Origin of the sequence: Sphingopyxis sp. JAI108, assembly GCF_013410105.1 — a bacterium.
GTDB classification, from domain to species: domain Bacteria; phylum Pseudomonadota; class Alphaproteobacteria; order Sphingomonadales; family Sphingomonadaceae; genus Sphingopyxis; species Sphingopyxis chilensis.
The window spans coordinates 234,546-245,888 of record NZ_JACCCJ010000004.1; the positions used below are offsets into that span (position 1 = coordinate 234,546).

Below are 11,343 nucleotides of genomic sequence, written 5' to 3' on the forward strand. Positions count from 1 at the left end.
TCACGCCGCAGCCAGGAAAGCCCGCACCGCGGGCGCAATATCGGGGCGGCCAAGCGCGAGTGCGAGCGTCGCGGTCACGAAACCGCTCTTGTCGCCGCAGTCATAGCGTTGCCCCGCGAAGGTGACACCGTGGAAGGGCTGCTGGCCGATCATCCGCGCCAGCGCGTCGGTGAGCTGGATCTCGCCGCCCGTGCCTTCTTCCTGGCTGCCAAGCACGTCCATCACCTCGGGCTGGAGGATATAGCGGCCGATGATCGCGAGCCGCGACGGCGCGACCTCCGGCGCCGGCTTTTCGACCAGTCCCTTCACCTCGGTGATCGGTCCGGCCTGAGCGCCCGGAGTGACGATGCCATATTTGTTCGTCTGATCGGCCGGCACCTCCTCCGTGCAGAGCAGATTGCCGCCGAGGTCGTTATACGCCTCGACCATCTGCTTGAGGCAGCCGGACTCGCCGACCATCAGGTCGTCGGGGAGCAACACCGCGAACGGCTCGTCACCGACGAGGCGGCGGGCGCACCATACGGCATGGCCGAGCCCCAGCGGCTCCTGCTGCCGCACGATGGTGATATCGCCCGGCGACGGGCGGGTGCCGTCGAGCGCCGAGAGCGACTTGCCGCGCCGCGCCATCGCCTCTTCGAGCTCGAAGGCATGGTCGAAATGGTCCTCGATCAGGCTCTTGCCGCGACTGGTCACGAAGATGAATTGTTCGATGCCCGCCTCGCGCGCCTCGTCGACGGCATATTGGATCAGCGGTCGGTCGACGACCGGCAGCATCTCTTTCGGCATGGATTTGGTCGCCGGAAGGAACCGGGTTCCAAGGCCGCCGATGGGGAACACGGCCTTGCGTATCTTTCGCATCTTTCCACCCTTTTCTGGTCACTGGGTTCCCCCCCAAAACCAGCTTTCGGATTCGCAGACACGATCGCCACGTGCTGACGGGACGCGATGTGCGCCTTTACGCTGCATTGCAGCAAGAGCCCGGCGTCGAAGCGTGTCCAAACTGCGCCGGGGCTCAAAGCTTGGGCGGGTCGCCCTTGAAGGACACACCGCCTGGCACCGAACCCCCGCCCCGCGAGCGCACGAGCGGCGTTCCCTTTGGCACCTGGATATCGTGCGAGCCAATGATGATCTTGGCGGGTCCGTTATGAACGTCGAAGATCGGCCAGCCGCGGTCACTCTTCACCGTCAGATGCTCGATAGTGATCACCAGCGGCTCGCTCGCGCCTTTCGACGCCATGATCGAAAAATGGTTGGTATCGCCGATCCCGCCGATCTTGATGGGGTCGAGGCTGACGAGCCGCGTCGCGCGGATGCTCGACCATAGCCGGAAGTTGCGCGCGTTGCGACCGCTGGTGCAATCGTCGAGCAATGTCTCGGTCGATTTCAGGTCGAACCCGCCGTCGCTATTGTCCCAGGCGGCGCACTGGCGGAACAGGAAACGCGCATTGCCGCGCTCGGTCGAAAAGCCATCGCCGTTCCAATATTGCGTGTTGCGGCGTTTCCATTGGAACCCCCGCATGACACAACGTTCGATCCGGAAATCGTGCGCGGTGTCGGCGAATCCGATCCCCACGGGAAGATCTGTCGCACCCGTGGCCAGCGTGCCGCTGGCATTCACATCCTCGATCACCCCGTGATGGCTGTCATAGCGGATGCGGGCGAAACTGCGCTCGAGATCGCTTGCCCGCGCTCCGCGCACATGCAGTCCGGCGCAACCCGCCGCCGCCAGATCGGGCGTCGCGGTATTTTCGATCACGCGATAACCGCTCGCCACCCTGACGTCCGAAATCCGCACGTCGCGGACAGGTTCGCGAATCACGAATAGACCATTGCCGACATCGCGAGCATTTATGTCGCGATAGACGGCGCCCGAGCGCACGACATAGACGGGTTCGCCGCCTGCGGCGATCTGAACCGCGCTCGCGGCGCGGCGGGAGGACATGTCTACCATGTCCAAAGGATAATTTGGCGGCGCCGGGGAAGGCGACCGCGATGCGGCGTGGCGTGGCGTGGCCGGGGTCAGCGCAGCGCGGGCGCCGCCCCGGCGAGTTCGCCGCTGTCCTTCGCTGCGAACCGGTAAGCAAGGCCAAGGAAAGACGGACGGCAGACGTGCCGGGCCCGGCTGAACCGTCGAAAACCCGCCTCGCCGGGCCCGATATTGATCGTCATGCCGGCGTCCGCCTTCGCCGCCAACAGTGCCCGCCCGTCGATCGCGATCGCCGAAGACAGCGTGCGGTCGACCACATGGCGGCGCTCGGCGGCGTCGCGCCCGAAATAATAGATGGCATGCGGCGGCGCGCGGCGGTGGATCGCGGCGATCGCATCCTCGATCCGCGCATAGTTGCGCAGCGGCAGGATCGGTCCCTCGACATCTTCCTGCATCACCAGCATGTCATCGCTGGCGTGACGGACGATGTGGAGCGTCAAGCCTCCACCCCGCGGTTCCGCCGTCATCACCTCGCCGCCACGCGCGCGCGCGTCGTCCAGTAGCCGCGCCACGCGTCCCTGTTCCGCATCCACCAGCGCGCCTTCCTTGCCGCCCGGCTGCATCGCCGCGCGCCACAGCCAGCCGGCGGCCGCCTCTTCCTGTTCCTCAGGCACGAGCAGATAGTCGGGGGCCAGCGGCACGCGCCCGCTCCTGACCCGTTTGTGGGCAATCACCTTGCCCGCCGCCTTGGCGAAGTCGGCCGACCGCCCGAAGATCGCGGGCGACTTGCCCGAGCGGGCGAATGTCACGCCGTCGCCCTGCTCTTTGCTCGTCACCAGCAGATCGAAGGCGAGGTCGGCAAAGGCGCCGGCCGATACGATGACCAATTCGAGCGGGTCGAAAAAGCGGGGCGCGAGCCGGCCGACCAATTCGTTCAGTTGCGGCGACGCGTCGTCGAATTTCAGCATCACGCGGTTGCCTGCGGCGAGCGCGCTCGCGAGGATGCCCGCCGCATGGAGTAGCGGCAGCGCGGCCGGCGCCGATATTCCGATCACTCCGACGGGCAGATATTCCACATAGTCGCCGCCTCCACCCAGCCTTGCGAGCAGACCGCGATCGCCAGCGGGGCGCATCCAGCGCCCGACGCCATCCATAGCGGTATGCAGCGCCGCAAGCGCAGGCGCCACTTCGGTGCGCTTCGCCGAAGCCGCATCCTGATTCGCCTGGTCGGCAGCCAGCGCAGCGCACAGCGCGTCGGCATTTTCCTCGATCATCAGCATCGCCCGCCCCAACCGGTCGCGGCGAACCGCCAGCGACACCGGCAGGTCGGCGAAAAATGCCGCGCGTTGCGCTTCCAGCATCCTGCCCTCCCCACAGCTTATCCTGTCCAGCTTCTAGACCAGCGCCGACGCGTGGCAAGTTCAAGTCGAAGCGTTTCGTCGCATGGCATCCAAATCGCCAGTTCTTCGTTTGCGCAAAGTCGCGAATTATCTGCCTCAAATCCGGGAGTCTTTTGCGATCCTGCCCCATTTTGAATCGAAATCGCGGGGACATTCGCTTCGCCTCCAAATTGCCTCTTTTCAAAGCTGGCAAGTTGACGAGCGAGGGGTATCCGCGATGATTGTTCGCAAGCGCAGCAAAGTCGCCTTCATATACATAGGGAGCAACGCGTAATGCGTATCGTAATGATCGGGTCCGGCTATGTCGGGCTCGTTTCGGGCGCATGTTTTGCCGATTTCGGCCATCATGTGACCTGCGTCGACAAGGACGCGAACAAGATCGCCCGCCTTCGCGCCGGCGGCATTCCCATTTACGAGCCCGGGCTCGACAGCCTGGTCGCGCGCAACGTCGCGGCGGGCAATCTCGACTTCGCCACCGAGCTTTCGGAGGCAGTCGGCGCCGCCGACGTTGTGTTCATCGCGGTCGGCACCCCCAGCCGCCGCGGCGACGGCCACGCCGATCTTTCCTTCGTCCATGGCGCAGCGCGCGAGATCGCCGGGGCGCTCAATGGCTTCACGGTGGTCGTCACCAAATCGACCGTGCCCGTCGGCACCGGCGACGAGGTCGAGCGGATCATCCGCGAGTGCAATCCCGCGGCCGAATTCGCCGTCGCCTCGAACCCCGAATTCCTGCGCGAAGGCGCCGCGATCGAGGATTTCAAACGGCCCGATCGCGTCGTCATCGGCATCGAGGACGATCGCGCGCGCGCGCCGATGGAAGAGGTCTATCGCCCGCTGTCGCTGAACAAGGCGCCAATCGTCTTCACCCGGCGGCGCACCAGCGAACTGATCAAATATGCCGCGAACGCCTTTCTGGCGATGAAGATCACCTACATCAACGAAATGGCGGACCTGTGCGAACAGGTCGGAGCCGATGTGCAGGAGGTCGCGCGCGGCATCGGTCTCGACAACCGGATCGGCGCCAAATTCCTGAACGCGGGGCCGGGCTATGGCGGCTCCTGCTTCCCCAAGGACACGCTCGCGCTGATGAAGACGGCGCAGGACCATGACGCGCCGCTGCGGTTGATCGAGGCGACCGTCGCGGTGAACGAGCAGCGCAAGCGCGCGATGGGCCGCAAGGTTCTGGCAGCGATAGAGGGACAGGTCCGCGGCCGCACCGTGGCGGTGCTCGGTTTGACCTTCAAGCCCAACACCGACGATATGCGCGACGCGCCCTCGATCGCGATCATCCAGGCGCTGCAGGATGCCGGTGCAAGGGTGCGCGCCTATGACCCCGAGGGTATGGAGGCGGCGAAGGCGGTGCTGAACGACGTCGACTATGCGTCCTCGGCCTATGACGCCGCCGACGGTGCGGCGGCAACGGTGATCGTGACCGAATGGGACGCCTTCCGCGCACTCGACCTCGCCCGCCTCAAGGCGGCGATGGCCGATCCGCTGCTCGTCGACCTGCGCAACATCTATCGGCCCGCGCAGGCCGAAGAAGCGGGCCTGCGCTATGTCGGTATCGGCCGGCCGGGCGATACCGACGACGACACCCGACTCTCCAGCGAAAGGCGGGCGGCATGACCGACGACAGCCCCATATTGGTAACGGGCGCCGCGGGCTTCATCGGCCATGCGGTGTCCGAGCGGCTCCTCGCACGCGGCGAACGTGTGATCGGCCTCGACAGCTTCACCGACTATTATGACGTCGCGCTGAAGAAAGCGCGCACCGCGCGGCTGGCCGACAATGTGGGCTTCCGGCTGATCGACGGCGACATCGCCAGCCCCGGACTGGTCAGCGAGCTGGTGGAGGCAAACGGCATTCGCCGGATCGTCCATCTCGCCGCGCAGGCAGGCGTGCGCTACAGCCTCGAAAACCCGTTCGCTTATGAGCACAGCAACCTCAAAGGGCACCTCGCGGTGCTCGAGGCAGCACGCCATGCGGGTCATATCGAGCATCTCGTCTATGCCTCGTCGAGTTCGGTCTATGGCGACCGTCCGATCGGCGGCACCGGCTTTCGCGAGGACGAACCCTGCACCGCACCGGTTTCGCTTTACGCCGCGACCAAGCGTAGCTGCGAACTCATGAGCCAGAGCTATGCGACGCTCTATCGCCTGCCGCTCAGCGGGCTGCGCTTCTTCACCGTCTATGGTCCATGGGGCCGGCCCGACATGGCCTATTATGGTTTCGCGCAGAAGATTTTGCTCGGCCAGCCGATCGAAGTGTTCGGCGAGGGCCGGATGGCGCGCGATTTCACCTATATCGACGATATCGTCGACGGCGTCGTGGGGGTGCTCGACAAGGCGCCGGCCGCCGGCGAACATCGGTTGCTCAACATCGGCGACTGCAATCCCGTCGGGCTGATGGACATGATATCCATGCTCGAGCGCGCGCTCGGCCGGCCGGCGGTCAAGTTGATGCGGCCGATGCAGCCGGGCGACGTGACATCGACCTATGCCGATATCTCGGCGATCAACGCGCTTACCGGATACAGCCCGAAAGTGCCGCTCGCACGCGGGATCGAGCGGTTCGTCGACTGGTATCTCAATGAAATAGAAAATGGTGGAAGAGGGCCGATGGCAGCGGTGGCCTGAGCCGGATAATCCGGCTGGGCGCGATTGGAGTTTATTATGCTGCAACGGACGAATGTGCCATCTGGCGATCCTGCGCGATCGCCCGTCATCTGTGTAACGGGCCTCCGCGGCTTCCCGCACGTCATGGGCGGGATCGAAAGTCATTGCGAGGAGCTGCTGCCGCGGATCAAGACGCTGTGGCCCGACCACCGCTCGGTGGTTCTGGGCCGTGCGCCCTATCTGCCCGAACGGCAGGGCGAGCATCGCGGAGTCGAGATTGTCGGCATCCCCTGCCCGCGCTCGCAGCATTTCGAGGCGGTCGTATCGACCTTCCTTTCGGTCCTGTCCGCCCGCAAGCGCGGCGCCCGACTAATCCACATCCACGCCATCGGCCCCGGGCTGCTCGCACCAGTCGCGCGGCTGCTCGGCCTCAAGGTCGTCGTGACGCACCACGGCACCGACTATCATCGCGCCAAATGGGGCCTTCTCGCGCGCAGCGCGCTGCGTGCCGGTGAGTGGCTTGCGCTCACTTTCGCGGACCGCGTCATCGCCGTCTCACCGTCGCTCGCCGAACAGCTGCGCCACAACTTTCCGAAGCGGGCGACGGCGATTTCCTATATCCCGAACGGCACGTCCGACCTGCCGGACGATGCCGACCCCGCGCTCATCCTCGAACGGCTGGGGCTCGCGGGCGATGATTTCCTCCTCGCCGTTGCCCGCCTCGTCCCCGAAAAGGGCCTGCACGACCTGATCGACGCCCATGAACGGTCGGACAGCACTGCCAAGCTGGTGATCGCCGGCTCGGCCGACCATGAAAGCGAATATGCCCGCGAGCTTCTCGCGCGCGCCAGCGACCGAGTGATTTTTGCTGGCGTCCAATCGCGCGCGACGCTCAAATGCCTCTACGAACATTGCGCGCTGTTCGTCATGCCATCCTATCATGAGGGGTTGCCGATCGCGGCGCTGGAGGCGGCGAGCTGCGGCGCGCGGATGCTGCTCAGCGACATCCCGGCCAATCTCGACATCGGGCTCGATCCCGTAAATTATTTCCGGGTCGGAGACGTCGGGGAACTCACCGCGCGCCTGAACGCCGACGGCGCCGACTTCCAGGTCGATCGCGACGCCGTTCGCGGGCGCTTCAGCTGGGACCGCGCCGCGGCCGAAACGCTCGAAGTCTATCGCACGGCGCTTGCACCGCGCCGCCCGGTCCGGCGCCCCTCCGCCACACCCGGAACGGTGAGGACCTAGGCGCGCAGCCGGGCGATCACCGCCGCCCGGTCCGCCGCGTCGATCGCGCCGCTGATTTGGATTTTCCCGTTGGTCAGCCGTGCCCGGGCGATCTGCGGCCGCCACGCGTTCGCGCGCCATTGCCAGCTGCGGATGCGCCAGCGGCCCGGCGCCTCCGAATCGATCGCCAGCGTCGGGCGGCCTGCATGATTGTCCCCGGCGTCGGCATCGTCGCGCCGGGTGCAGGCACTCGCGGTTGCCGCGCCGGCAATCGACGTCAGCAAGGTTCGTCGGTCCATCGGATCATCTCCATCGGTATCTGGATGGCGCGGCAGATCGAGCGTTCACGGCGCGGCGATCTTTTCGGGAACGGTCTGGTGCGCGCGGGGCGTGCCGCGTCCGACAGCCCGCTTGATGACCGCCTTGCCGAGCCGCTGGCCGGGCAGCTCGACCAACCTGTAGGTCACAAAGGCAAGGACATAGGTTGCCGGGATAACGATCGCACCGGTCAACGCAAAACGGCCGATCGCTCCCAGACCGGTGCCGAATTGCCCGATCACCGCGGCCGCAACGGGCTGAAGTATCAACAGGTGGATCAGGTAGGCGCCATAGGAAAGCTCGCCCAGCCAATGGAAGGGCCGGCTGCCGAGGAGCCGCGAAATCCAGTCGATCAACCCGAGCGAGCGCAAATGGACCAGCGCAAAGAAACCGAACACCAGCAACTCGCGGACCGCGAAATGGAGCAGGTCCTGGTCGCCCCCGATCGGGATCGCGGCGAGCAGCATCGCGGCACCGAGGCGCAGCCAGAGCCGCGGGCGGCTCTCGTCCGCACCGGCGGCAAGCAGCATGCCGCTCAAAAAGAGCTGGAGCTTCAACGGCAGGAAGGATGGCATCGGATAGTCGAGGCCCGCCGCGGCGGCGAGCAGCGCGACGACCACCCCGCCGCCCGCCGCGATAGAGGCCGACGTCAACCAGCCGAACCGCCGCCCGAGCAGCACGAGGAAGGGAAAGAGCAGGTAGAATTGCATCTCGAGCCCGAGGCTCCAGTCGGGCAGCGGCGTACGGAAAGCGTAATCGGGCAAAAAGCCGAACAGGAAGGTCAGATGCAGGACGATATTGGCGAGGCTTCCGTCGAGATAGCGTTCGGACGGTTGCAGCGACTGGCCGAGGAAGCCGTCGATCGCCACCCTGTCGGCATAGATTGCCGGTCCGGCGATCAGCGCGGCGGCGAGTGTCACATAGAAAAGCGGCGCCAGCCGGAAAAAGCGCCGCGTCCAGAAAGCGCCCCATGTGGCGGGCGCCGTCCAGTCCTCGCGCCCCGCGCGCAGCCGGTACTGGAACATCATCAGGAAGCCCGAGAGCAGGATGAACAGATCGACGCCAAGGTCGGGCTTGCTCATCAGCGGCAACCGGAAACCGGTGAGGATCATCATGTGACCGAGCAGCACCCACAGCGCCGCAACGCCGCGCAAGCCGTCCAGACACTCGACCCGCCGAATGTCCATTACATATCTCCGCGAACGTTCATCGATGGTGCCGATGATAGACATATCGACCCGCAAAACCCGCTCGAATCGGCCAGTTGCCTCCCGCGGGCGATGAAGCGGGCGCGCCTGTGTGCACTGCAACAAATCGGCGTGGTAAGGGTTCTTCCGAAGCGAATTTCCCGCCCCCCACTCCAACGAGGAATCATGCTGCATCAAAAGCGGATCTTGTTCGCGATCAACTCGCTCGCGGGCGGCGGCGCCGAGCGCGTGCTCGCGACCCTGCTCGGCGGGTCGGAGCCGTGGCGGGCGCGCTACGACATCCACCTCGCGCTGCTCGACGACGAACCGCGCGCCTATGACGTGCCCGAATGGGTCGAGCTTCACCAACTGGATGCCCGGCATAAATTGCTGCCCAGCCTGACCCAGTTGCGCGCGCTGACCCGGCGGATCCTGCCCGATGCGACGCTGAGCTTCCTGACCCGCGCCAATATCGCCAATGCCTGGGCGATGGCGGGGCGCCGGCGGCCATGGCTGATCAGCGAACGGGTCAACACGAGCGCCCATCTCGGCAACGCAGTCGCCGCCAAGGCGATGGTGCGCCTCGTCTATCCGCGCGCGACGCATGTCGTCGCCGTGTCCGACGGCGTCGTCGACGATCTTGCCGTCCATTTCGGCGTCGCGCGCGGCCGCATGTCGGCGATCGCCAATCCGGTCGACCATCAACGCATCGCTGACCTTGCAGCCGAGCCGCCCGCCTTCATCCCTGCCGGCCGCTATATTGTCGCAGCGGGGCGACTCGTTCCCAACAAGAATTTCCCGCTGCTGCTGCGCGCTTATGCCGAAGCCGCGCCGCCAGAGCGCCTCGTCATCCTCGGCGAAGGGCCCGAACGCGGCGCGCTAGAGGCGCTTGCCACGTCGCTCGGCATCGCGGACCGGGTCGACATGCCCGGCTTCGTCGCCAACCCCTTCGCCGTGGTCGCGCGCGCGCAGGCCTATGCGATGCCTTCCAATGCCGAGGGATTCCCGAACGGGCTGGTCGAGGCGATGGCTTGCGGCGTTCCCGTCGTCGCCACCAATTGCGCCTCCGGCCCGTCGGAGATTCTGGCCGACCGGCCGCGCGACGCCATCCCGAGCGGGATCGATGTCGATGCCGGCGCGTTGGTCCCGACCGATGACGTACCAGCCTTCGCAGCCGCCTTGCGCCGGGTGCTCGCCGAGCCGCGCCGCAGCGAATGCGGCAGGGGGGCGCGCGAACGTTCGCTCGCTTACGGCGTCGAGCAGGCCGCCGCCAATTATTGGGCACGGATCGAGGCGTCGCTCGCCGTGCCGCCTGCCGAGGCCGAATTCAAAAACATTGCAGCATCGAGTCCGGGAGTAACTTCATGAAATGGCATATGCAGATCGCCTTGGCGGGCATGCTCGCGGTGCTCGGCGGGTGCGCCGGGCAGTCGCCGCTCGCCGGCAGCGGCGCCGCGCCGCCGCCCGCCGAAGCCTTCCGCCTCTCGCCCGGCGACAAGATCAAGATCGCGACCTATGGCGAGGAGACGCTGACCGGCGATTTCGAAGTGTCGCCCGCCGGAACGGTCGCCTTTCCGCTGATCGGCGAGGTCAAGGCCGCCGGGCTCCAGACCGACGAGCTGTCGAGGGAGATCGAGGCGAAGCTCGGCAACGGCTATCTGCTCGAGCCGAAAGTCTCGGTCCAGGTCGCCAGCTTCCGGCCCGTCTATGTGCTCGGCGAAGTGAACAAGCCGGGCGAATATCCCTATACGCAGGGCCTGACCATCCGCGGCGCCGTCGCCAAGGCCGACGGCTTCACCTATCGCGCCAATGAAAAGCGCGTATTCCTGAAACGCGCGGGCGAATCCGGCGAGCAGGAATATCCGATGACCGCCGATTTCCCGGTGCTTCCCGGCGACACGATCCGTTTCGGCGAGCGTTATTTCTGATGGACATGACCAGCGCATCGCTTGCCCCCGCTCCGGCAATTGAGGAGCCCGTCCCCGACGACACCGGCAAACCGCATCTGCGCGGTTGCCCGGTCAGCTTCGCGAAACTCAAGGCGCTGCTCGCCGCCGACCTCTATCGCTATGCCGGCCGCGTCGGCTTCGGCGCCTTCGCGAAGCATTATGCCTTTACGCCGGGGTATAAATATACGGTGCTGATGCGCACGACCGGCTGGCTCAAACTGAAACCCGCCAAGGCGTTCGGCCTCTACCCCTTCGCCAAGTGGTTGCTGCTGCGCGCGCGCTACAAATATGGCTTTGCGATCCCCGAATATATGGAGATCGGGCCGGGCCTGTTCCTCAACCGCTTCGGCGGCTTTTATTTCCATGGCGACGCGGTGCTCGGCAGCAATGTCAACATCACCCACGGCGTCGTGCTCGGCTATATGAACCGCGGCGGCCGACGCGGTGCGCCGGTGATCGGCGACCGGACCTTTTTAGGATCGGGCGCCAAGGTGATCGGCGGCATCCATGTTGGTGCCGAGGCGGCCATCGGCGCCAATGCGGTCGTGACCAGGGACGTGCCCGAACGCGGCGTGGTCGGCGGCATCCCGGCAAAGCTGCTCTCGGATCAAGGATCCGGCGGCTATGTCAACCGTCTTGCCCCGCCCGAACTGCTCGCCGCCTGCGAGGGCGCGCTGCACGGGTCGCGCGGCGCGATGCCGGGCTGACCCCCACGTTCTC

The 11,343-nt window shown here is 66.0% G+C and carries 11 protein-coding genes; 6 read left to right on the forward strand and 5 right to left on the reverse strand.

Annotated elements, in window-relative coordinates:
- The 3 genes from HDC29_RS17420 to HDC29_RS17430 form a co-directional block, all read right to left on the reverse strand.
- Positions 1–858: a UTP--glucose-1-phosphate uridylyltransferase gene (locus HDC29_RS17420; RefSeq protein WP_179499549.1), complete on the reverse strand. Its 858-nt coding sequence runs from the start codon at positions 856–858 to the stop codon at positions 1–3.
- A 154-nt stretch (positions 859–1,012) separates the two neighbouring features.
- The gene (locus tag HDC29_RS17425) at positions 1,013–1,942 is read right to left on the reverse strand and encodes a hypothetical protein (protein ID WP_179499550.1); all 930 of its coding nucleotides are present in this window, start codon (positions 1,940–1,942) and stop codon (positions 1,013–1,015) included.
- A gap of 77 nt (positions 1,943–2,019) precedes the next feature.
- Positions 2,020–3,288 carry an aldehyde dehydrogenase family protein gene (locus tag HDC29_RS17430; RefSeq protein WP_179499551.1) on the reverse strand — a complete coding sequence of 423 codons (1,269 nt, stop codon included), beginning with the start codon at positions 3,286–3,288 and terminating at the stop codon, positions 2,020–2,022.
- 312 nt (positions 3,289–3,600) lie between these two features.
- Between HDC29_RS17430 and HDC29_RS17435 the strand changes: the two genes are divergently transcribed.
- From HDC29_RS17435 to HDC29_RS17445, 3 genes are read left to right on the forward strand one after another with little or no spacing between them, the layout of a single operon-like run.
- Complete coding sequence (locus HDC29_RS17435) at positions 3,601–4,953, forward strand: UDP-glucose/GDP-mannose dehydrogenase family protein (RefSeq protein WP_179499552.1); 1,353 nt, start codon at positions 3,601–3,603, stop codon at positions 4,951–4,953.
- Positions 4,950–5,963, forward strand: coding sequence for an NAD-dependent epimerase/dehydratase family protein (locus tag HDC29_RS17440; protein ID WP_179499553.1), 1,014 nt, complete (start codon positions 4,950–4,952; stop codon positions 5,961–5,963). Before HDC29_RS17435 ends, HDC29_RS17440 begins: the two co-directional genes overlap by 4 nt.
- 36 nt (positions 5,964–5,999) lie before the next feature.
- Positions 6,000–7,190, forward strand: coding sequence for a glycosyltransferase family 4 protein (locus HDC29_RS17445; RefSeq protein WP_179499554.1), 1,191 nt, complete (start codon positions 6,000–6,002; stop codon positions 7,188–7,190).
- Here the strand turns inward: HDC29_RS17445 and HDC29_RS17450 are convergent.
- Entirely contained in the window at positions 7,187–7,468 is a 282-nt protein-coding gene (locus HDC29_RS17450; RefSeq protein ID WP_179499555.1) for a hypothetical protein, read from the reverse strand. The two genes, HDC29_RS17445 and HDC29_RS17450, sit on opposite strands and share 4 nt — an antisense overlap.
- 45 nt (positions 7,469–7,513) lie before the next feature.
- The gene (locus HDC29_RS17455) at positions 7,514–8,674 is read right to left on the reverse strand and encodes an acyltransferase (protein WP_179499556.1); all 1,161 of its coding nucleotides are present in this window, start codon (positions 8,672–8,674) and stop codon (positions 7,514–7,516) included.
- A 186-nt stretch (positions 8,675–8,860) separates the two neighbouring features.
- Here HDC29_RS17455 and HDC29_RS17460 point away from each other — a divergent pair, with 186 nt between their 5' ends.
- Genes HDC29_RS17460 through HDC29_RS17470 form a run of 3 tightly spaced genes read left to right on the forward strand, consistent with a single transcriptional unit; the run spans position 8,861 to position 11,330 of the window.
- Positions 8,861–10,042 carry a glycosyltransferase gene (locus tag HDC29_RS17460; RefSeq protein WP_179499557.1) on the forward strand — a complete coding sequence of 394 codons (1,182 nt, stop codon included), beginning with the start codon at positions 8,861–8,863 and terminating at the stop codon, positions 10,040–10,042.
- A complete protein-coding gene (locus HDC29_RS17465) occupies positions 10,039–10,602 on the forward strand; it encodes a polysaccharide biosynthesis/export family protein (protein ID WP_218844710.1) in 564 nt (187 codons plus the stop codon). The genes HDC29_RS17460 and HDC29_RS17465 overlap by 4 nt, the downstream gene beginning before the upstream one ends.
- Before the next feature lie 5 nt (positions 10,603–10,607).
- The gene (locus HDC29_RS17470) at positions 10,608–11,330 is read left to right on the forward strand and encodes a serine acetyltransferase (RefSeq protein ID WP_179499558.1); all 723 of its coding nucleotides are present in this window, start codon (positions 10,608–10,610) and stop codon (positions 11,328–11,330) included.
- Positions 11,331–11,343 lie beyond the last annotated feature (13 nt).